Origin of the sequence: Bacillus sp. AFS073361 (assembly GCF_002567005.1) — a bacterium.
Classification (GTDB): domain Bacteria; phylum Bacillota; class Bacilli; order Bacillales; family Cytobacillaceae; genus Neobacillus.
In genome coordinates this window covers 1-22,394 of the sequence record NZ_NUZU01000036.1, presented here as the reverse complement: position 1 = coordinate 22,394, position 22,394 = coordinate 1, and the positions used below count along the sequence as shown (strand labels likewise).

Below are 22,394 nucleotides of genomic sequence, written 5' to 3'. Positions count from 1 at the left end.
TTCCACTCCAATCAACAGAGCCAAAATCAACATTAATCTTTTAACACAGCCAAAAAGAAAAAACCGAGCACTGCTCGGTTTTTACTCTGCCAATTCCGCCCATGCTTCCATTAGTTGCTCGAGTTCAGCCTTGGCTTTTTCATTTTTTATGTTGATTTCTAATACTCTTTCATGATTTTGAAAGATATCTGGATCACATAACTGCTGTTCGAATTCCTGAATTTGCTCTTCCAGTTCTTCAATTCTTTGTTCCACTTCTTCTAATTTCCGTTTTCGCTGACGTTCTTGTTTCTTGCTTTCCTTATCCTGTTGATAAGTATTTTTCTCAAATGCTTCCATTTGTGCAGACCCTTTTTGAATATCCGCCAGCGCCAGGGCAGCAAGCTCCTCCTGCTCCAATTTCTTCTCTACATAATAATCATAATCCCCTAAATACTCTGTACTGCCATGGCGGCTCAGTTCCAAGACCTTTGTGGCAATTCGGTTAATAAAATACCTGTCATGGGAGACAAAAAGAATTGTGCCAGGGTAATCGATTAATGCATTCTCAAGAACTTCCTTGCTATCTAAATCCAAATGGTTGGTGGGCTCATCTAAAATTAGAACATTGGCTTTTTCCAACATCAGCTTAGCTAAAGCAAGTCGAGCTTTCTCCCCACCGCTTAAAGTGGAGACAATTTTTAAGACATCATCACCGGAAAATAAGAAATTACCAAGAACCGTTCGAATCTCTTTTTCGTTTTTTAACGGGTAATCATCCCAGAGTTCATTCAAAACACGCTTATTGGAAGTTAATTCAGCCTGTTCCTGATCGTAATATCCGATGGAAAGGTTTGTTCCATAGAGAATGGTTCCGTCTAGGGCAGGAAGCTTTTTAATAATTGTTTTTAATAAGGTTGATTTACCAATTCCATTTGGGCCAACTAAGGCAATGCTTTCTCCTTTATAGGCACGAAAAGAAATGGCTTCTGAGACCTTTTCGCCCTGATAACCGACAGCAAGGGAATCGACCGTTAACACGTCATTGCCGCTTTGTTTTTCAATTTCAAACGAGAAGTTTGCCGATTTTTCATCTCCTAAGGGGCGGTCCATCAGTTCCATCTTCTCTAACTTTTTGCGGCGGCTTTGGGCTCGTTTGGTCGTTGATGCACGTGCCAAATTCCGGTTGATAAAATCCTGAAGATCTGCCACCTCTTGCTGTTGCTTTTCAAAAAGCTTTAAATCACGCTCATAATTGGCCGCTTTTTGATCTAGGTAGGCACTATAGTTGCCTGTGAATCGTTGGATTTGCTTACGGGAGACTTCATATACCTGCGTAACCACCTTATCTAAAAAATAGCGGTCATGGGAAACAATCAAAATGGCCCCGTGATAACTTTGTAAATATTGCTCCAGCCAGGACAGGGTATCAATATCAAGATGGTTGGTCGGCTCGTCCAATATTAAGATATCGGGCTTAGTTAATAGCAGTTTACCAAGGGCAAGACGCGTTTTCTGTCCGCCGCTTAAACTTGATATCATCAAGGATTTATCAGGGAAATTTAACCCATGGAGTACAGAACGGAGCTCTGCCTCGTATTGATATCCACCCTGCTCCTTAAATTTCACTTGAAGATGGTCGTACTCTTTTAGGATTCTCTCGTATCTTCCAGTATCATCAAATACATTAGGATCGGCCATTTGCTCTTCAAGGGCCCGAAGTGACTTTTCCATTAAACGCAGCGGTTCAAATACAGTCAACATCTCGTCCCATATCGACAAAGTGGACTCTAAACCAGTATTTTGGGCTAAATAGCCAATCATTACTTCTTTTGGTTTGATGATTTCACCGCCATCATGTGACAAGTGGCCAGCAATAATCTTCAATAATGTTGATTTTCCTGCCCCGTTGCGACCAACTAGAGCCACACGGTCTCGAGTTTGTAATTCTAATTTAATATTCGATAAAATTAGGTCAGCACCATAATATTTTTGTAGTTGATTAACCTGTAACAAAATCATTCTTTTTCACCTCTATTACATAGGTTTAGTGTACCTTATTCCCCGTATATCGGCAATAAACTGAGGCGCAGATTAGGTGGATGAAGGTGTTAAATCGGCAAAAACCTTGAATTTCGTTCAAAGTTTCACAGACAGATAAGGAAAAATAGTGTATGATTTGAAGGGAGGATTATTTATATGGCAGAATTAACGCATTTTAATGAAGAAGGCCGAGCAAAAATGGTCGATGTCAGTGATAAGCCAGAAACAGCACGGACGGCACTTGCTCATTCCAGTATTACAGTTAGGAAAGAAATTTACGATAGAATTACGAATCACGCGATAAAAAAAGGTGATGTCTTAGCAGTGGCACAGGTAGCTGCGGTCATGGCAGCAAAGAAGACGTGGGATTTGATTCCGATGTGTCATCCGATCCCCTTAACGGGGGTTAATATATCTTTTTCCTGGGAGCAGGACACAGAAGAGAATTATCGCTTAAATATATCGGCAGCCGTTAAAACCAAGGGGAATACAGGTGTAGAAATGGAAGCGTTAACAGCTGCGTCAGCATGCGCTTTAACGGTTTATGATATGTGTAAAGCCGTTGATAAAGGTATGGTGATTGGCCCTACATATCTTGTCGAAAAAACAGGCGGTAAAAATGGTGATTTTAAGAGAAACGAAAAAGTTAAATGATTTTTAACTAAATTATCCATGGGGTGTGGGAGATTATGAGTAATGAAACAATGAAAATACCACAGGCGACAGCCAAACGGCTGCCCCTTTATTACCGATTTCTTAAAAACCTGCATTCTTCCGGTAAGCAAAGGGTTTCATCAGCCGAACTAAGTGAAGCCGTAAAGGTCGACTCAGCCACGATTCGCCGCGATTTTTCTTATTTCGGAGCATTAGGAAAAAAAGGTTATGGGTATAATGTCAATTATTTGATTTCCTTCTTTCGTAAAACCTTGGACCAGGATGAATTAACAAAGGTTGCTTTAATAGGGGTAGGGAATTTGGGCACGGCATTTTTAAACTATAATTTTTTAAAGAATAATAACACGAAAATAGAATGTGCCTTTGATGTGGATCCAGAAAAAATGGGAACGAAAATTCGCGAGGTCCCGGTTTATCATATGGATGAATTGGAGAAGGTTTTATCTGAGGGGGGTATATCCGTTGCGATATTAACGGTTCCAGCCCCAGTTGCACAGATGATTACTGATCGACTTGTGAGTGCAAATATAAAGGGAATATTAAACTTTACGCCAGCACGCTTAAATGTTCCCCCGCAAATTAGAGTCCATCATATTGACTTAGCAGTGGAACTGCAATCGCTTGTTTATTTTTTAAAGCATTATCCGACGGTGGAATTAGAGGAAGAAGAATAGTAATTTAGTTAAGAGCAGAGCTTTTCACAACATTTGTGGAGAGCTCTTTTGTATGCTTCATACCCTGCTTTTTTTAATTACATAATCTATCAAAATACTGAGGGCTGGACTAAGATGTAGGTAGTTTATTTGCAAGCGATTACTATCGGGATTATAGATCACACATTCCCTAGAGTGACATCTAGGGTTTTTGCAATTGGAGGGGATGAAGTTGGCGATCGTGCTGACTATGTTTGTACTTGGGGTATTATTAGGATTTGTCGGAGCAGGAGGTTCTGGCTTTATTATTGCCATTTTAACAGTGGTTTTTGGAGTTCCCATCCATGTCGCTTTAGGGACATCTTTAGCTGCCATGGTGTTTACTACCTTGTCAGGTGCGTACAGTCATTTTCGGCAAGGAAATATTTCGATTAAAACGGGTCTAATTGTCGGAGGATTTGGGTCGATTGCTTCCTATTTTGGTTCAAAGCTAGCTGGTTTGATTCCCATCCATTCCTTGCATTGGTTAACCGCAGGGATGTTGTTTCTATCCGCTTTGATCTTGGTCGTACGATTGTTTATTGTTCAAAAAATTAAGGCAAACTATAAAAAAGACGAACCAAGCAACCTTCTTCTTATTAAGAAAGCAGCGCTAGTCGGTTTGGTTACCGGGTTGATGTCTGGGACATTTGGGATTGGTGCTGCACCGTTCATTCAAATCGGACTGCTTTTAATCTTGGGACTTACGCTTAAACAATCGGTGGGTACAACCATGCTTGTTATTCTGCCCATCGCTTTAGCAGGGGGAGCTGGCTATTATTTTCAAGGATACTTGAACTTCCCATTGTTAATTGAAGTGGTGGCAGGAACCATGATTGGTTCTTATGTCGGGGCCAAGTTTACGGACTTTGCACCTCAGCCCGTTTTAAAAAGTGCGATGGTCCTGACCCCTATTTTAGCAGGAGCTATATTACTGATAAGTTAAAGAAAGCTTCTAATGCTGCAAAGTTCTGTCATAGCAAGCTTTGCAGCTTTTTTGCGTTTACTTTACTTACCTGAATGATTACATTGTCATCAAGGGGTGCATCAAGATGGTGCCTGACACCCGGTACAGCTGGAGGGAAATATGAGAAGGGGCAGATGGAGTTTAAAATCAGTGATTATTGTATTCGTTTGTGTAGTGGTTACTTTTTCGCTGTTGATAACGGATTTACTTATAAGTTCCAGAATTGCTTCAGAGACGGAAAAGAATCAGGCGGAGCAAGCAAGAAGTGTAGCTCGCATGGTTGCACATAGTCCGCTTGTGATTGAGGCGATGAGTGGGAAACGCGATGAAAAGGACATTCAAAGCTATGCAAATGAAATGAGGAAAGTTACAAATGTTTACTTTATTGTCGTGATGGATATGAATGCCATTCGAAAATCCCACCCCGACAGTAATAAAATAGGGTTGCCATTCAGGGGTGGAGATGAAGGACCTGTTTTAAAAGGAAGAGAGCATGCGTCAATATCAAAGGGATCGCTGGGACCTTCATTACGCTCTTTTACACCCATTAAGGACGAAAAAGGGAAACAAATCGGGGCAGTGGCCGTTGGGATTTCGCTGGATAATGTGGAAAAGGCCGTCAAAAAGAGCCGAACTGGGATCTATATTGGAACCCTGATCGGTCTATTAATCGGTGTTCTTGGGGCTGTTATTTTAGCTAGATATATCAAAAAAATCTTACTTGGGCTTGAGCCGTTTGCGATCGCAAAATTATTAGAAGAAAGAAGCGCTATGCTTCAATCCGTCAGAGAAGGAATTGTCGCGGTTGATCAAGAGTCAAAGATAACACTTGTCAACCGAGCTGCTTTAAAGATGTTTCACAAGGCAGGACTGCCGGATAATCCGCTGGGGGTAAATATAGAAAGGTATTTGTCTACCACGCGCTTAAAAGATCTCTTACAAACGGGTAAAGCTGAATTGGATGAAGAACAGAATTTAAATGGAATGACCATTTTAACTAATCGAGTCCCTGTTATTGTTGGGAATAAGGTCGTAGGGGCCATTGCAACTTTTCGCGATAAAACAGAAATACAAGTACTCGCCGAAGAACTGACTGGAGTGAGAACTTACGCCGATGCACTTCGAGCCCAGGCACATGAATATATGAATAAGCTTCATGTTATTTTAGGGATGGTCCATACAGGGTATTATGAAAAAGTTGTTGAATACATCAATGAAACGGTTAATCATCGCAATAACGAAATTGGCTTTGTGACCAAAAAAATAAAGGACCCTGTATTAGCAGGCTTTTTAATTGGAAAGTTAAGTTATGCAAGGGAATCGGGGACAGAGTTATCAGTTTTGTGTGAACAACCAATTCCTCAACCCGAGGATTCTGATATAACACATGAACTGATTACGATTTTAGGTAATTTAATTGATAATGCGATTATGGCTGTGAGCGGTTGTCCACTCAAAAAAGTAACAGTTTCCCTTGATTATGCAGATGATATTTTAACAATTGAAGTAAAAGATACCGGAAAAGGGATGAGTGAAGAAATACAAAACCAAATTTTCAACAAAGGATTCTCCACAAAAGGCGAAAATAGAGGATTAGGATTGTATCTCGTTTCGCAGGCGGTTAAAAAGTTGGACGGGGATTTAATTCTATCATCAAAACCTGAAAAAGGGACCGTTTTCGCCGTGTATATACCATATGATGGGGAGGGGGACTGAAATGATCCGAGTGATGATCGTTGATGACGATCCAATGGTGGCTGAATTCAATAAACGCTATCTTGAGCAGGTCCCTGGATTTAAATTGATGGCAATGGCTGCATCTGTAGATGAGGCGATTATGAAATTGGAAAAGCTAGAAATCGATCTGATCTTGCTTGATATATTTATGCCGGGGAAACTAGGTTTAGAGCTGTTAACCTACCTCCGCGAAAATGAGAAAGAGACCGATGTAATTATTATTTCAGCAGCGTCAGACATGGAGCGGATTAAAAAGGCCTTGAGGTACGGAGCTGTAGATTATTTAATTAAACCTTTTGAATTTGACCGATTTAGCAGAGCGTTAGTTGACTATAAGAACCAAACAGAGATTATTCAGACACAACATGTAATTAATCAAGACGTACTGGACCAGCAGATCCTGCACCGAGAGGAAAAGTCTCTTATCGAAGACCTCCCGAAAGGATTGACAAAAGACACCTTAAAACAAATTTGGGAAGCCATTCAGGAATTAAAAAATGCTCCGTTTTCAACAGAGGACGTTGTAAAGGTGGTCGGCATTTCTCGGGTATCGGTTCGTAAGTATTTAAACTTTTTAAAGGAAATCGGAATTCTTGATGTGAAGGTAATTTACGGTACCGTCGGCAGACCTGTATACCAGCATGAATATAATCAAATGAAAGAACATCTAATCAAAGCCTTTTTGTAAGCAGCCGAAAACTGCTTACTTTTTTTATTTACAAAAATCTTATTAAATTTACATAAACTATGAAAGCGTTTCAATCGGGAATATGATAGAAACATAAATTTAATAGGGGGATGAATTTATGGAACCAGTTAGAAAATTGCAACCGCTTACGGTTGTTTCAGGGGAAAAGGAAGAAAAGAAAGGTTTTTTAGGTAAAATTGGCAGTATGAAGATAGGGGTTATTCCACTGCCGCTTTATATCGTTATCGCAGCTGTTGTCTACTTTTCAGCTGTCTATAAATTGCTTCCAGCTGACATGATTGGCGGCTTTGCCATCATTATTGTTATGGGTATTTTACTTGGTGACCTTGGTATGAAGATTCCGGTCTTGAAGGATATTGGCGGTCCGGCAATTCTAGCACTGTTGGTCCCATCTATATTAGTCTATTTTAGTGTGATTAACACAACTGGAATGAATGCGGTTACGCAATTAATGAAAACATCAAATTTCCTTTATCTATATATCTCTGTTTTAGTAGTCGGAAGTATTCTTGGGATGAATCGGAGAGTCTTAATTCAAGGTTTCACACGAATGTTTATCCCGCTTATTTTAGGGACCATTGCTTCAGTTATCGTAGGGGTCCTTGTTGGTTTGCTTTTTGGATATGATATGAAACACACACTTTTCTATATTGTTGTACCAATAATCGGTGGCGGCATCGGAGAAGGAATTTTGCCTCTTTCATTAGGCTATGCAGAGGTTCTCGGAAAATCTTCAGAAACATTTGTTGGCCAGTTGATCCCCGCCGCTGTAATTGGGAATATTGTCGCTATCGTTTGTGCTGGTATTTTGTCTCGCATAGGTGAGAAAAAGAAACACCTTACGGGTAATGGTGTATTAGTGAAAACAAAAGGCGGCGACGGAATCACAGAAGCCGCAACGATTGATAAGCCGGTTGATTTCCCACTTATGGGTGCAGGATTGTTAATAGCATGTAGTTTCTTTATCTTAGGTGGACTTGGAAATAAATTTCTTGGAATTCCTGGACCAGTGTTAATGATTATTGCAGCAGCAGTAGTAAAAAGTATTAAGATAATGCCAGCTAAAATGGAACAAGGTGCGTATCACTTATATAAATTTGTATCATCAAGTTTAACATGGCCATTAATGGTTGGTTTAGGGATGCTTTATATTCCGCTTAAGGATGTAGTTAAGATCGTAACACCTGGATATGCGGTTGTTTGTGCTTCTGTTGTAGTCGCAATGATTACTACGGGTTACTTTGTAGGAAAATTGATGAAGATGTATCCTGTTGACTCAGCAATTGTTACAGGCTGTCATAGTGGTTTAGGAGGTACGGGGGATGTCGCGATTCTTTCGGCATCTAATCGGATGTCATTAATGCCATTTGCCCAAGTTTCCACAAGAATTGGCGGCGCCTCAACCGTTATATTGGCTATTCTTTTACTGAAATTATTAAGTTAGTAATTCCTCAAAAGGGCTGTGGCTATCTGTCACGGCTCGACTTTTTAAATAATAGATTTGATTTTCGTCACCCAGATTAACATCTAGACTTAGGTTGGAGCAAAAGGAGAAGGTTGGAATGAATGAAAGAATGATCAAAGAAGAGGCCGTGCTGCTTCACAAAAAGCTTGCCGGGAAAATTAGTATTGTCAGTAAGGTAGAAGTTAACAATGCAGATGATTTAAGTTTAGCCTATACACCAGGTGTAGCGGAGCCATGTAAGATTATTGCCAAAAATAGTGAGGCTTCTTTTGAGCATACAGGGCGTGGTAATTTAGTAGCTGTTGTCACAGATGGAACAGCGGTCTTAGGGTTAGGAGATATTGGTCCCGAAGCAGCAATGCCGGTAATGGAGGGGAAGGCAGTTTTATTTAAACAATTCGCAGGGATTGATGCTTATCCGCTCTGCTTGGGAACAAAAAATGTCGATGAAATAGTCAATATCATCAAAGCATTAGAGCCAACGTTCGGCGGAATCAATTTGGAGGATATCGCTGCTCCAAGATGCTTTGAAATTGAAGAACGCTTAAAAAAGGAATTAAACATTCCTGTGTTTCATGATGACCAGCATGGGACAGCAATTGTCGTACTGGCTGGCCTTTTAAATGCACTTAGAATTGTTAAGAAAAGTATCTATAGGGTAAAGGTAGTCATCAATGGCGCAGGTTCTGCTGGGATTGCGATTGCCAAGCTTTTATTAACTGCCGGTTTTAAGGATATTACGTTAGTAAGCTTGGAAGGGATTGTTTGCCCAGGTGAAATGTGGATGAACGATCGGCAGGCAGAAATAGCAGAGAAAACAAACCTGCGAGGGATACAGGGCACCTTACAAGATGCTATTAAAGATACTGATGTTTTTATCGGAGTCTCAGGGCCAAAGGCTTTAACTGGGGAAATGGTCGGAACAATGAATAAAGATTCAATCGTTTTTGCAATGGCAAACCCGGTACCAGAAATCTATCCTGAGGAGGCTATAGCAGCCGGTGCAGCAGTAGTTGGAACAGGCCGTTCTGATTATCCTAATCAGGTAAATAATGTACTCGCTTTTCCAGGGATCTTCCGCGGAGCTCTTGATGTAAGGGCGACCGATATCACAGAGGAGATGAAGCTTGCCGCCGCCTACGCCATTTCAAGACTTGTATCGGATGAAGAACTTTCACCGCAGTATATCATTCCAAACGCCTTGGATTCACGTGTAGGGGAAAGAGTTGCCGCCGCCGTTTCGAACGCAGCCATTGAAGAGGGAGTAGCTAGAAAAGGAACAAGTAGCAAAAAACTAGTAGAAATCATTTAGAAATCCAATTCAACCCATTGGTGGGTGTTAGAAGTGAATAAGTTTCATAAGGTCTTTCACGTTAATCAACGTGAAGGGCCTTTTTTTGGTGAAAATAATTAGGACAGCCTAATATTTACATTTGCACTTTACATGCGTAACAGTGTTATGTTACATTGTTTATGGAAAGGGGTTTTTAGTATGAGTGAGGAGTTAATCTCAAAGAAAGACCTATTAGAATTAGCAGGAATATCCTATGGTCAGCTATATAGATGGAAACGAAAGGACTTAATCCCGGAAGAATGGTTTGTGCGCAAGTCTACGTTTACAGGTCAAGAAACATTTTTTCCTAAGGAGAAGATCCTTGAAAGAATCGAAAAAATCCAAACAATGAAGGAAAACTTATCCTTAGATGAACTAGCAGATATGTTCTCACCTAATGTAGCAAACTTAAATTATAACAAGGATGAATTAATAAAACGTAACATTGTTTCGACAGCGGTTGTCGATTTTTACTTAGAACAGGAAAACGGTAGTTTGGAATTTAATTTTACAAGGATGCTTGAAGTGTTTGTTTTAGACAAATTGCTTCAATCGGGAGAAATAAACCTAGAGGAAGGGAAAATGGTCTTGCAGGTGTTAAAGGACCATACAGCATTAATTAAGCAAAAAAGCTGTGAGTTAGTGATTACCCGAAAGTTGGGAATGTCATCATGTCTATTACTCGTAAATGCAGAAGAATTTCACTTTGAACGTGGTACGAAGGTAGTCACTGTCCTTTCACTGATGAAGTGCATGGAAGAGATTAAAGCGAAATTATTATAAAGGAGACTGACGATGGATACGAAAAGCAGAGGAGACTTGGTGATTAATGGCTTCGGTGCATCCAACGGGGGGCAGTTCCGAATAGTTACATTAAATGGCAGAGGAACGATTAACAGCGATTTAGAATGTATGGAACTTGATTGTAATGGTTCAGGTATCCTGAATGGCAATGTTATTGCTGAGAAAGTAAAGGTGAACGGGAATGGGAGGTTCAGAGGGAATCTTGAAGCTCAAAACCTATCGATTGATGGATCTGCACGGATCGACAAAAACCTATCGGTAGAAAAATTAAAGGTGAATGGTAAAAGCACCGTTGGCGGCAGGGTTAAATGTGAGGAAATCAAAATCCATGGCACCTTTACGGCCGGGGAGGATTGTGAAGCGGAAATCTTTAAAGCAGAATCGCAGTTTACGATTGGCGGACTTCTAAATGCTGACCATATCGACATAAAGATGTTTGGAGAATGTAAAGCAAAAGAAATTGGCGGGCAAACGATCACAGTAAAGCAGAAGGGATCATCCTTAGTCGGTCATTTGCTTAAGCCCTTTTATAAACCACAGCTGGAAGTGGAATTAATCGAAGGGGACAAAATTGAACTCGAAAATACTACTGCCAAAATCGTACGTGGAAACCAGGTATCAATTGGTCCCAATTGTCAGATTGGTCTCGTTGAATATACAGAGGAATTTTCGATGGATAAAAAGGCCGTGGTTACTGAAAACAGACGGGTTTAATAGGAGGGAAAAGAGTGATGATGGAAAAGAACGGAAATCTTATTATTAATGGATCGGGAAGCTACCCTGGCGGCCGTTACGAAAAAATCAGTATCCGCGGCGAAGGGACCATTATGACTGATGTGGAATGTTCGGCTTTCAATGTATATGGTACAAGTGAAGCCGCTGAAAATGTTAAAACAGGCTCGGTAAAAGTTTTTGGCGAAGCAGAAGTCAAAAGGAATATGGAAGCCGAGGATACACTTGTGATGGGGACGATGATGGTCGGCGGCAATGCTCACATGAAAAAAATCAAGATTTTAGGATTGCTGGAAGTCGGCGAAGGTCTTACGGGAGATGAGGCAAACATTAAAGGTAGTATTGCGGTGAATGGTGATGTGGAGTATGAGACGTTTGACTCGAGCGGCGGTTTTGAGATTAAAGGCTTACTAACGGCGGATACCATTAAGGTGGGTCTTCGTTTCGGGCAAAGCAGTGCCGAGGAAATCGGCGGCGGGAAAATCACGGTGAAAAAAAGGAGTAACACACTGCTGCCCTTTGGAAAGGAGATCGGGTCCCTTAGTGCGAGAGTTATTGAAGGGGATGACATTTATCTTGAAAATACAAAAGCCGAAATTGTCCGAGGTAACAAAGTGAAAATTGGCCCTGGCTGCCAAATCGGAGTGGTGGAATACAGGGACGATTTCACACATGATTCAAAGGCAACGGTAAAAATGACGACAAAGATATAAGGGAGAAATGTGGATGGTGACGAAGGAAAGTAAGTTAGGACTAGTGGTTGCGGGGCTATTGCTAGGTATTTTGATGGCCTCGATGGATAATACAATTGTCGTTACAGCGATGGGAACAATTGTAGGCGATCTTGGCGGACTAGAAAGCTTTGTCTGGGTTGTTTCCGCCTATATGGTCGCTGAGATGGCAGGGATGCCGATTTTCGGTAAATTATCGGATATGTATGGGCGAAAAAGATTCTTTATTTTTGGATTGATCTTGTTTATGGCAGGTTCTGCATTGTGTGGAACAGCTGAAACGATCACGCAATTAAGCATTTATCGGGCAATCCAGGGAATTGGCGGCGGAGCGTTAGTACCGATTGCCTTTACGATTATGTTTGACCTGTTTCCTCCTGAAAAGCGTGGAAAAATGGGTGGACTGTTCGGAGCGGTTTTTGGCTTATCGAGTATTTTTGGGCCATTGCTTGGGGCGTATATCACAGACTATATCAGCTGGCATTGGATTTTTTATATTAACATGCCACTAGGGATTCTTTCGCTGATTTTTATTACCATTGCCTATAAGGAATCCCCCATTCACAAAAAGCAAATTATTGATTGGTCGGGAGCCGTTACCTTGGTTGGAGCAGTTGTTTGTTTAATGTTTGCGCTTGAACTTTGGGGACAAAAATATGAATGGGATTCTACGGTGATCATGAGTTTGTTTGGTGGATTCGGGCTTCTGTTTTTGATCTTTTTATATGTGGAGACGAAAGCGAAGGATCCGATTATATCCTTTTCGATGTTTAGGAACCGCTTGTTTGCAGGCAGTACGATTGTTGGCTTATTTTATGGTGCGGCATTCATGGCTGCTACGGTGTACATCCCGATCTTTGTGCAAGGGGTGTATGGCGGAACAGCTACTAATTCAGGGTTAATTTTATTGCCAATGATGCTTGGTTCGGTCGTTACTGCACAAGCAGGCGGCTTCTTAACGACAAAGATGAGTTACAGAAACATTATGTTTATATCCGGAGTAATATTGATTGGCGGCTTATTGTTGTTGAGCACGATTTCACCGGATACAAAGAGAGTCGTGTTGACGCTTTACATGATAATTATTGGTATGGGGGTCGGCTTCTCCTTTTCGGTGTTAAGTATGGCTGCGATTCATCCGTTTGGAATGGAACAAAGGGGCTCTGCCACCTCGACAAGTAACTTTATCCGTTCTTTAGGAATGACGATTGGGATCACCGTTTTTGGTACGATTCAACGAAGTGACCTTAAAGAAAGGTTGGAAAATGCTTTTGCGGGAATGGGACCGATGCCTAAGGGGCAAAGTTTCGGGGATTCACGTGCCTTATTATCGGAGGAAGCAAGAAAATTAATTCCCGCACCAATTCTCGATAAAATCACGGAGGCGCTCTCAAGTTCGATCGTCCACACATTCACATGGGCTCTCGTCCCAGCCGGCCTTGCTTTCCTATTTATCTCTATCCTCGGGAAAGAGCGGATGGTCATCAATAAGGAACAAGTGTCGAAATAATTGTTTGAAAAAATAACTGATTCAAATTAGGTGAAAAAAGCCTATTTGAGTCAGTTTTTTTGTTATAAACAAACTATAAGTGGTTTGAGACTTACTTATGAGCATTGGTCCTGGATATTAGTAAAGTTTTTGCTTGTTCTTTTATGGGGTTTTCATGTTGTCATTGGTTCTATCGGCGAATTTACTTGTCTAATCAGCGAATAGGAGGGTTTAATCGGCGAATTTGGACTTCCAATCAGCGAATTTCAGTTTCCAATCAGCGAATTGTAAAAAGGTGTCAGGCACCATGTGAAAAAAGAATTCACATGGTGCCTGACACCTTAGTTTTTTCTCTGCTTCTTTTTCTTTAACTGATCTTTGTATTTGATGTGAAAGATGACCATTTTTAGGCCTGAGCCAAAGTCAAAGGTGGCTAATAAAATGAGGAGGTAGCTGAAAAACCCCCAGCCGTTACTTTGTACATCATCAATGGCGAAGTAAGTAAATAAGCCGCCAAGGAGAAAGTAAATCAATCCTGAAAACAAGGGTGAACGTCTCATAGAAATCCTCCGATAAAGTTTTGAACGGCCTCCGCTTGTCTTTGCAGTCGTTCAATATCGTCTTTAAATATAGATTGAACCAAGACAACCATGGTATTCATCGCAACATGGGCAAATATTGGCACGAAAATGGATTTAGTAATAACGTAAAGAAAAGCAAACGTAAAGCCCATGGCCGAATAAAGCAAAATGTGCTGAAATTCCATATGTGCTGCAGCAAAAATGACCGAACTAATAAGTGCAGAGATAAAAAAGTTATATCGATTGTGAAGCGACCCGAAAATGATTTTACGAAAAACAATTTCTTCTAAGATGGGGCCAATGATACTCGTAACAATGATCGCCAAGGGAAAGGCCTCGATAATCTTTAGAATATCTTTTGTATTTTCAGAGCCCATTTCCACCCCTAATAGGTTCTCAATGAATGCCGCAACGTATTGGGAAAATAGGGCAAGGAAAATGCCGGCAATGGCCCATACCACCGAAATACCGAATGAACCACCATTCTTTCTATAGCTGCGATCGTTCATTTCCTTTCGAAGCATAAAAACAATAATTAATAAGGCAATCGTAAAACTTGCGAGGAGCCATGACGGAACCGCAAGGCTTTGGTTAATCCCCAAGTATTTAAAGCCATACAAAAAGAGTGGTACACCGATTAAACTTGAAAATTGCATTGCGATGTAAACAACTAAGATTATCCAATATTCTCGTTTCAAATATCTAGTCCCCTTTAGATTCCATTTTAATAATTTTGCCGATTAGGTTATTTATAATCATTCATTTTCAAAGATGCCAAAATCGCTCATACCTTAATCTATACTATTCTTCATTCTACTCTTAAAACCAGGATTGTTTCAATTTAGAAATACTTTTAAAAAATAGGTATAGAATATCGTGTTTTTCCCATACTTTATAAGGTTGTCTGAAGGAATGGTTAAACGCTTCCGCTTTTCTATTTTTTTTTGTAAAATTTTATGCTTCATACTTGCAAAAGATTTTGAGATTCATTATTATAATAATTGTGTTAGCACTCATTAAACGAGAGTGCTAATAAGTCAGAATTACATATATCTTTGAGGAGGTTGTTTGATTTGTTAAGACCATTAGGTGATCGTATTATCATTGAGCTTGTTGAATCAGAAGAAAAAACTGCAAGCGGGATCGTATTACCGGATTCAGCGAAAGAAAAGCCTCAAGAAGGAAAAGTTGTTGCCGTTGGTACTGGCCGCGTACTTGAAAGCGGAGAGCGTGTAGCACTTGAAGTTTCTGTAGGTGATCGTATCATCTTCTCAAAATACGGCGGTACAGAAGTTAAATATCAAGGTACTGAATACTTAATCCTGCGCGAATCTGATATTCTTGCAGTCGTTGGTGCTTAATTAGAAAAAGTGCAGCGTCCTTAAATTACTAGTACGAGGGCGCTCGAGCCTGACAAATAGATAAGTTTACCATAAACAGTTAAACAATATGAGGAGGTTTTTAAACAATGGCTAAAGAGATTATGTTTAGTGAAGATGCACGCCGCAAAATGCTAAGTGGTGTTGATGCCCTTGCAAATGCAGTAAAAGTTACTCTTGGACCTAAAGGACGCAACGTGGTTCTTGAGAAAAAATTTGGTTCACCATTAATCACAAATGACGGTGTAACGATTGCAAAAGAAATCGAATTAGAAGATGCATTCGAAAACATGGGTGCAAAACTTGTTGCTGAAGTAGCAAGCAAAACTAACGATGTTGCTGGTGACGGTACAACAACTGCAACTGTTCTAGCTCAAGCGATGATTCGTGAAGGCTTAAAGAACGTAACTGCTGGTGCGAACCCAATGGGTATCCGTAAAGGGATCGAAAAAGCTGTTGCAACTGCTGTACAAGAATTAAAAGCAATTTCTAAACCAATCGAAAACAAAGAGTCAATCGCACAAGTTGCTGCTATCTCTGCTGCTGACGAAGAAGTTGGACAATTAATTGCTGAAGCAATGGAGCGCGTTGGCAACGATGGCGTTATCACAATTGAAGAATCTAAAGGTTTCACAACTGAATTAGATGTAGTAGAAGGTATGCAATTTGACCGTGGTTATACTTCTGCTTACATGGTAACTAATACAGACAAAATGGAAGCTGTTTTAGAAAATCCATATATCTTAATCACTGATAAGAAGATTTCTAGCATTCAAGAAATCCTTCCAGTTCTTGAGCAAGTTGTACAACAAGGCAAGCCATTATTGTTAGTTGCTGAAGATGTTGAAGGTGAAGCACTTTCTACTTTAGTAGTGAACAAACTTCGCGGAACATTCAATGCGGTTGCTGTTAAAGCTCCTGGCTTTGGTGATCGTCGTAAAGCAATGCTTGAAGATATCGCTGCATTAACTGGCGGGGAAGTTATTACTGAAGAATTAGGCCGTGAACTTAAAACTACTCAAATCAGCTCTTTAGGCCGTGCAGCTAAAGTTGTTGTTACAAAAGAAAATACAACAATCGTTGAAGGCGCAGGAGATTCTGCTGAAATCGCAGCTCGTGTGAACCAAATCCGTGTTCAATTAGAAGAAACTACTTCTGAATTTGACCGTGAAAAATTACAAGAGCGTTTAGCTAAATTAGCTGGCGGTGTAGCAGTAATCAAAGTTGGTGCTGCAACTGAAACTGAATTAAAAGAGCGCAAACTTCGTATCGAAGATGCTTTAAACTCAACTCGTGCTGCAGTTGAAGAAGGTATCGTATCCGGTGGTGGTGTAGCCCTTCTTAACGTATACAGCAAAGTAGCTGAAATCCAAGCTGAAGGCGACGTAGCAACTGGTATCAACATCGTATTACGTGCGATGGAAGAGCCTGTCCGCACAATCGCTCACAACGCTGGCCTTGAAGGATCTGTTATCGTTGACCGCTTAAAGCGCGAAGAAATCGGCACTGGTTTCAACGCTGCAAACGGCGAATGGGTAAACATGATTCAAGCTGGTATCGTTGACCCAACTAAAGTAACTCGTTCTGCATTACAAAATGCAGCATCTGTAGCAGCTATGTTCTTAACAACTGAAGCAGTTGTTGCTGACAAACCAGAACCAGCTGGCCAAGGCATGGGTATGCCTGACATGGGCGGTATGGGTGGAATGGGCGGCATGATGTAATCTGCCCCTCAAACCCTTGGTATGACTGGGTTTTGTAGTAAGTTGAGAGTGGTTTGCTAACATTTTGCTAACATTGAGGAAATTAACGGAGGCTTCTCATCAGTTCACCGAACTTTTGAGAGGCTTCTTTTTTCATTTCTTGGGTGACATGGAGGTACACGTTTTTCGTGATATCATCATCGGTATGGCCGAGGCGATCCATGATTTGTTCGAGTGACACACGGGCTTCGGCAAGCAGGGATGTATGAGTGTGTCTTAGACTGTGCGGGGTTAAATCTTCATTCAAACCTGCGATTCTAAGCAGCCTCTTCATGCGATCTCGAATGTTCTTGATGACGATGGGATAGCCGTGATGTCGTTGCATTCTAGCAAAGATAAAATCTTGGTTATGATAAGCTTCTCCTAATCGTTCAATGACCTTCTCTTGAACCTTTTTATGCTCCTTCAACGCCTCTATAACATCTTCGTCCACGATTATTTTCCTTCGTGATTTCCTTGTCTTTGGAGTGACTAGTTGATATTTCAGCGCATTATTGCTTGGATTGTAACACGTTTTCGTGATGCTGATGGTGTGATTCACAAAATCAATATCCTTCCACTTGAGCGCGATTAACTCCCCACCTCGAATACCGGAATAGGAAAGAATGAGAAATGCCAAGTAATCGTGTTCCAAGCCATGTTCCTTAGCTGTTTTTAAAAACAGAGCAAGATCTTCTTTCTCAAGATATTTCGGAATTTCTTCTTCCTCTAGCTGTTCAATGGTTTTATTATCTTTTTTAAGATAGGCGAACTCCGTTGGGTCTTTTTTTATGAGTTCGTACTCCAATGCCTTACGCAAAATCATCCTGCCAGTACGGTGAATCCCTTCTCTCGTGCTGTCCGCAAGTCCTTTGTCTTTTAAATCATTTAAACATTCTTGATATCGTTTAGGAGTAATATCCTTCAGCTTTAACTGACCAAAGTAAGGAAGCAATTTTCCGATTTCGTGAAGACGCACTCGAATGGTACCGGGCTTAACATCTTTTGCTTCGCTGTAAATGGGTAGCCATTCCTTCGCAAAATCAGCAAAGGTTTGGCAGGATTCTTCAATGAAGATCCCCTGTTCCAGTTCATGAATCAGAGCGGCAGCGGCTGCTTCTGCTTCCTTTTTGGTTACGAAACCGCTTTTGGTCTTTTGCTTTCGCTTACCTGTTACGGGATCAATCCCGATATCAACAACAAAAGCCCATTTGGAGCCACACGAGCAATTTTTCTTCTTGCACGTACAGCCCCGTCTGTAGAAATGTCCTTTCATTCATTGAATAACCTCGCTTTCCAATGTGTTTTGTTACAAATATTCATTATGTCCGATCAGAAATAAATAATTCGTTATGTATAAACAGAATAAACAGAATGAAAGAAATTTTTTTCATATTCTATAATCTCTCGGTATAATAATTGTGAGAATATTCCAGTCAGGTCATTTAAAGAATAAGCAAAAATAGGCCAGAAGGTTATTTGTTTTTTAAATTGGCATTATAGTATAAATTTTGGGTATTAATAAATAGAGAGCAGGGATGGTTTATGGTAATGAAGAAAAGAGAAGTTGTAAAATATGTAAAGGAAAACGAAACTGCTGCACTAGAAAGGGTCAGCCAAATACTTGATAAGAAAACCAACCTACAGAGTTTTAATGGAATTATAGGTGGAAAGAATGCAACATACGAAGTGGATCCATTAGAGTATGATACACCTGAAAGTTATATAGAAGCGTGGATGCTAAGTCACCAACAAAGGTACAATGATGAAAAACACTTCTCGTATTCAAAGTCTTCACACAGAGTATATAATTTGTTGCAAGATAACTTTGTGAAGGATTTTATTGAAAATTACTTAGCAAGAACGTATTTTAAGAAACATGGAGAATAAATGGGGAATTAGGGACTCCAGTTTCCCATTGTTTTCAACATTGATTGCTTTGATTTCTACTTTTTATACAACCCCACATTTTAAATTTATCCAAATAAAAAAGAAAAATTGCGGAGGAAATTGGGAGTGTGTAAAAGACTATGTAGCTTGAAAGGCAAATAGTTGCCTTCAAGGTCTTACTTTCTAAAGCCTCGTAACAAATTGCTGAATTTTGTAGAGGCATTCTTTCTTCTATGATTTGTTACATGGAGATAGACCTTTTTGGTCGTTTCATCGTCTTGATGACCTAAACGATCCATAATCTCATCTTCTTCCACTCCCGCCTGAGCAAGAAGAGATGTATGAGTATGGCGTAATGAATGCGGAGTAAGTTCTGAATTTAATCCACTGAATTTTATTAATCTGGCCATTCTAATCTCCACAAATTTGATTAAGACCGGATATCCGGGATGACGATTTAAATTTGTAAAAATAAAATCCCTATTAAAGTAGCTTTCTCCAAGGTGGGAAATGATTTTATCTTGATTCTGTTTGTGACTTTTAAACAACTCAATAAGTTCTGGATCTACAGTAATTTCACGCTTTGATTTTATTGTCTTTGGTTGAACTAATACATACTTAGTGGTATTGTTCTTTGGATTATAATAAGTTTTGTTGATACTTATAGTATGCTTTTCAAAATCAATATCTCTCCACTTGAGAGCAACTAGTTCCCCGACCCGCATACCTGTATAAGATAAAGTATTGAAAAATAGGTCATCCATATATAACCCTTTTTCTCGTACAATATCTAGGAAGTGTGCAAGTTCTTCTAATTCGAGAAATTTGGGAAGTCCCATTATTTCTTTTTTATCTTTTTTATCTTCTTCTTCTTCATTGATGATTTTAACATTATCTTTTATTATATAAGCATTTGTCGTTGGATTATCGTTAAGCAACTTTTTATTAACAGCTTTCCCGAATAGCAGTTTACCGGTTTCATGAATGGTTTCAAGAGTACTTCTGCCAAGACCCTTTCCATTCCTGTTCCCTTTTACTTTTAAATTATCTAATACATTCTGATACATTTCTTCTGTAATGTTTTTAAGTTTAATATTTTTGAAGTAAGGTAGAAATTTATTGATCCCGTATTTTCTAATTCGAACACTACCCGGTTTCGGATTGGTAACTTTAATGTATTCCGCTAGCCATACATCAGCGTATTCCTTGAAAAGCATATCGGTTTCGATATGAAATTTGCCTTGTTTAATCTTCTCGATTAATGCTACTGCTGCTGCTTCAGCTTCTTCTCTAGTTTCAAAGTTATCTCTCCAAATCTGCTTTCTTTTCCCTAGTTTTAGATACTTGCCTACATCAATAACAAAGCTCCACTTCTTATCACAAGTGCATTCCTCTCCACAAGTGCAACCTCGTTTGAAATAACTACCTTTCATAGTGATTTCTCAACCTCTCTTTCAAATAGTTTTTATATGATTTCTCATGCTTTATGCATGATACTGTTCTTCTTTTTTCAATGCGATCCAATGTTTAAAATCTGCCTTATCTACTCTTTTTGTGACACTGCCGATTTTAAAGTTAGGGATACCGCCGTCTTTCACGTTCATTTGGAACAACTCATACACTCGTCTTCTCGAAATTCCAAGAAACTCTGAAATATGCTGTGCTGTTAGTGTATCTGGCAAGGAGTCCCAAGTTGTATGTTTATTTGTATTTGGCATTATATAAAACCTCCATTATTTAAAGTTTAATATTGATTATGTTCGGGTGTGAAATAGCGAAAATCTCGGAAAGAGATCATCTTAACATTTGCGTTTTTTACAATTCTTTTAAAGCGATACTCTAAAGACTGTGGGTTAATTGCAGTTCCTACCTTGTTAGTAAATACCAGCAGCTGTTCATTTTGATTATTTTCAATCAAGGGAACCCTATCTTGGTATCCTCGTTGTTTATAGATAGCAAGTTTTTCGGTAATATGGCTAGGTATGCTAACCATTCGTTTATTACGAAGTGAATAAATATTAACCTCTCTATTATTAAAACTATCACTAGTCTTATTTATAGATATTTTTGATTCACATAAATCTATATCAGACCAAAAAAGTGCGCATAGTTCATTTATACGTAAATCTGTATACAGTAGGATTTCAAACATTAAGCTATTATCCTCCTTTTGGGCTGCATTAAGGAACTTTGACACTTCTTCTTGGCTCCATTTTTCATGACTAGAAGATAAGTTCTCTGTATTACGAAAGTCTGATTTTAGGGTCTTTGCAAATTTCTTAGCATCTTCAAGTGAATTGAAACTTCGTACTTTTTGAATTCTCTTGCCGCTTTGATCTTTTCTTACATCGTAAACAACTTGAAACCGTAACGATTTTTTAATTATCATGTTTTAAACCTCCAATGTCTTTTTGAAAATTAATTATTGCTTATTAACTAGCCTGAACTATTACAATTAAACGATCTGAACTGAACGTTGAATAAACAAAATAAGTTACACGTAGCCCATGTTGAGTAATTGGCTAAGTATCCTCCGCGGTTTTCTCTTGCATTTATTTTTATTCTCTGTTACGGAATACATTGTATCTTTGCATTTTCATATTTGAAGACTTTTTCTTAAAAAAATATGATTTTAAATTTTATTTTTTATATATAGTCTCTTAAATTGATAGCTTAAAGAACAAATAGTTAGTAGAGAGGTATAAATGTTGTCTATTGTGTTTAAAATGCTAATGAATATTACTGGTAGGGGGATAATTATGAGCAATACTGAATTTACAAATATCGAAATTCATAAGATATTTGATGTACAGGATGATGCGGTTCTTCATGTAGAAGATATTGCAGTTTTAGTAAACATGCATGTAGAAAGTGTAAGGCGATGGTGTCGCACTGGTAAATTACCAAGCTACAATTTTGGAAACAAATATATTGTTCTGGGGTCTGATTTTAAAGAATTCATGAGAATAGCTAAAGTTAAACCAAGATGGGAACAGATGTTGAATGGGTAGGGAATATGTATATCTGTCTTTCTTTAAGACTAACAAGATAGATTATATATATCATTCGAGATTAAAGATAATTGAGTTTGCATGTATCGGTTGTGAGGGAAAGGCTATAATAAGCAGTGTAACTTCTGAATGGCAGTGTTCTAATTGTAGTCAAAGTGGGAATCTTGTCACGCTTATTAATTTTGCGAAGAATAACAAGTTTGGAAGGGTTTATGTACCAAAAAAAGAACAACAATCTATCCTAAAAACGTTAGATCGATTAGCAAACAAGTATCCTGTAGAAGAACAAAGAATATCACTATTAATAAAGAAGATTAAAGAACTTGTTAAATACTATGAAAATGAAAAAACACCATTGGACCATTAATGGCCTGAATGGTGTTTTTCGTTCTTTTTGCTGTACCACTGTTTTGCAAAGTAAGCCCGTATTCAAAC

Annotated in this window: 22 protein-coding genes; 15 read left to right on the top strand and 7 right to left on the bottom strand. The window is 39.3% G+C overall.

Going from position 1 to position 22,394, the window contains the following annotated elements:
- Positions 1–81: 81 nt before the first annotated feature.
- Positions 82–2,001, bottom strand: a complete 1,920-nt coding sequence (locus tag COJ96_RS17590) for an ABC transporter ATP-binding protein (protein WP_098575112.1) — start codon at positions 1,999–2,001, stop codon at positions 82–84.
- A 177-nt stretch (positions 2,002–2,178) separates the two neighbouring features.
- On the opposite strand from COJ96_RS17590, the gene moaC reads away from it, so the two are divergent.
- From moaC to COJ96_RS17535, 11 genes are all read left to right on the top strand, one after another.
- On the top strand, positions 2,179–2,676 hold the full coding sequence (gene moaC, locus COJ96_RS17585; RefSeq protein WP_098575111.1) for a cyclic pyranopterin monophosphate synthase MoaC: 498 nt from the start codon (positions 2,179–2,181) through the stop codon (positions 2,674–2,676).
- Positions 2,677–2,711: 35 nt separating this feature from the next.
- The gene (locus COJ96_RS17580) at positions 2,712–3,371 is read left to right on the top strand and encodes a redox-sensing transcriptional repressor Rex (protein WP_098575110.1); all 660 of its coding nucleotides are present in this window, start codon (positions 2,712–2,714) and stop codon (positions 3,369–3,371) included.
- Positions 3,372–3,582: 211 nt separating this feature from the next.
- Positions 3,583–4,335, top strand: a complete 753-nt coding sequence (locus COJ96_RS17575; protein WP_142333019.1) for a sulfite exporter TauE/SafE family protein — start codon at positions 3,583–3,585, stop codon at positions 4,333–4,335.
- Positions 4,336–4,476: 141 nt separating this feature from the next.
- Positions 4,477–6,072, top strand: a complete 1,596-nt coding sequence (gene dcuS, locus COJ96_RS17570) for a DcuS/MalK family sensor histidine kinase (protein ID WP_098575109.1) — start codon at positions 4,477–4,479, stop codon at positions 6,070–6,072.
- Between the two features lies 1 nt (position 6,073).
- A complete protein-coding gene (locus COJ96_RS17565) occupies positions 6,074–6,781 on the top strand; it encodes a response regulator (RefSeq protein ID WP_098575108.1) in 708 nt (235 codons plus the stop codon).
- A 118-nt stretch (positions 6,782–6,899) separates the two neighbouring features.
- Positions 6,900–8,246 (top strand): 2-hydroxycarboxylate transporter family protein, encoded by a 1,347-nt coding sequence (locus COJ96_RS17560; protein WP_098575107.1) that lies wholly within the window; start codon positions 6,900–6,902, stop codon positions 8,244–8,246.
- A 118-nt stretch (positions 8,247–8,364) separates the two neighbouring features.
- Complete coding sequence (locus COJ96_RS17555; protein WP_098575106.1) at positions 8,365–9,579, top strand: NAD(P)-dependent malic enzyme; 1,215 nt, start codon at positions 8,365–8,367, stop codon at positions 9,577–9,579.
- A 180-nt stretch (positions 9,580–9,759) separates the two neighbouring features.
- On the top strand, positions 9,760–10,383 hold the full coding sequence (locus tag COJ96_RS17550; RefSeq protein WP_098575105.1) for a YhbD family protein: 624 nt from the start codon (positions 9,760–9,762) through the stop codon (positions 10,381–10,383).
- A 12-nt stretch (positions 10,384–10,395) separates the two neighbouring features.
- Positions 10,396–11,118, top strand: coding sequence for a polymer-forming cytoskeletal protein (locus tag COJ96_RS17545; RefSeq protein ID WP_098575104.1), 723 nt, complete (start codon positions 10,396–10,398; stop codon positions 11,116–11,118).
- A 17-nt stretch (positions 11,119–11,135) separates the two neighbouring features.
- Positions 11,136–11,849, top strand: coding sequence for a cytoplasmic protein (locus COJ96_RS17540; RefSeq protein WP_257148550.1), 714 nt, complete (start codon positions 11,136–11,138; stop codon positions 11,847–11,849).
- Positions 11,850–11,862: 13 nt separating this feature from the next.
- Positions 11,863–13,377, top strand: coding sequence for an MDR family MFS transporter (locus COJ96_RS17535; RefSeq protein ID WP_098575103.1), 1,515 nt, complete (start codon positions 11,863–11,865; stop codon positions 13,375–13,377).
- A gap of 320 nt (positions 13,378–13,697) precedes the next feature.
- On the opposite strand, the gene COJ96_RS17530 is transcribed toward COJ96_RS17535, so the two are convergent.
- Positions 13,698–13,916, bottom strand: coding sequence for a YdiK family protein (locus tag COJ96_RS17530; RefSeq protein ID WP_098575102.1), 219 nt, complete (start codon positions 13,914–13,916; stop codon positions 13,698–13,700).
- A complete protein-coding gene (locus COJ96_RS17525) occupies positions 13,913–14,635 on the bottom strand; it encodes a CPBP family intramembrane glutamic endopeptidase (protein WP_098575101.1) in 723 nt (240 codons plus the stop codon). Before COJ96_RS17525 ends, COJ96_RS17530 begins: the two co-directional genes overlap by 4 nt.
- A 375-nt stretch (positions 14,636–15,010) precedes the next feature.
- On the opposite strand from COJ96_RS17525, the gene groES reads away from it, so the two are divergent.
- Positions 15,011–15,298 (top strand): co-chaperone GroES, encoded by a 288-nt coding sequence (gene groES / locus COJ96_RS17520; protein ID WP_026565252.1) that lies wholly within the window; start codon positions 15,011–15,013, stop codon positions 15,296–15,298.
- A 107-nt stretch (positions 15,299–15,405) separates the two neighbouring features.
- Positions 15,406–17,040 carry a chaperonin GroEL gene (groL, locus tag COJ96_RS17515; protein WP_098575100.1) on the top strand — a complete coding sequence of 545 codons (1,635 nt, stop codon included), beginning with the start codon at positions 15,406–15,408 and terminating at the stop codon, positions 17,038–17,040.
- 82 nt (positions 17,041–17,122) lie between these two features.
- On the opposite strand, the gene COJ96_RS17510 is transcribed toward groL, so the two are convergent.
- On the bottom strand, positions 17,123–18,334 hold the full coding sequence (locus COJ96_RS17510; RefSeq protein ID WP_098575099.1) for a site-specific integrase: 1,212 nt from the start codon (positions 18,332–18,334) through the stop codon (positions 17,123–17,125).
- Positions 18,335–18,603: 269 nt separating this feature from the next.
- Here COJ96_RS17510 and COJ96_RS17505 point away from each other — a divergent pair, with 269 nt between their 5' ends.
- Positions 18,604–18,948: a topoisomerase gene (locus COJ96_RS17505; protein ID WP_098575098.1), complete on the top strand. Its 345-nt coding sequence runs from the start codon at positions 18,604–18,606 to the stop codon at positions 18,946–18,948.
- Between the two features lie 176 nt (positions 18,949–19,124).
- Here the strand turns inward: COJ96_RS17505 and COJ96_RS17500 are convergent, their stop codons facing one another.
- From COJ96_RS17500 to COJ96_RS17490, 3 genes are read right to left on the bottom strand one after another with little or no spacing between them, the layout of a single operon-like run.
- Positions 19,125–20,381 (bottom strand): tyrosine-type recombinase/integrase, encoded by a 1,257-nt coding sequence (locus COJ96_RS17500; RefSeq protein WP_098575097.1) that lies wholly within the window; start codon positions 20,379–20,381, stop codon positions 19,125–19,127.
- Positions 20,382–20,432: 51 nt separating this feature from the next.
- A complete protein-coding gene (locus COJ96_RS17495; protein ID WP_098575096.1) occupies positions 20,433–20,666 on the bottom strand; it encodes a helix-turn-helix domain-containing protein in 234 nt (77 codons plus the stop codon).
- 26 nt (positions 20,667–20,692) lie between these two features.
- Positions 20,693–21,337 carry a tyrosine-type recombinase/integrase gene (locus COJ96_RS17490; protein WP_098575095.1) on the bottom strand — a complete coding sequence of 215 codons (645 nt, stop codon included), beginning with the start codon at positions 21,335–21,337 and terminating at the stop codon, positions 20,693–20,695.
- A 370-nt stretch (positions 21,338–21,707) separates the two neighbouring features.
- On the opposite strand from COJ96_RS17490, the gene COJ96_RS17485 reads away from it, so the two are divergent.
- Positions 21,708–21,959: a helix-turn-helix domain-containing protein gene (locus COJ96_RS17485; RefSeq protein WP_180230165.1), complete on the top strand. Its 252-nt coding sequence runs from the start codon at positions 21,708–21,710 to the stop codon at positions 21,957–21,959.
- Positions 21,960–22,394: the final 435 nt, after the last annotated feature.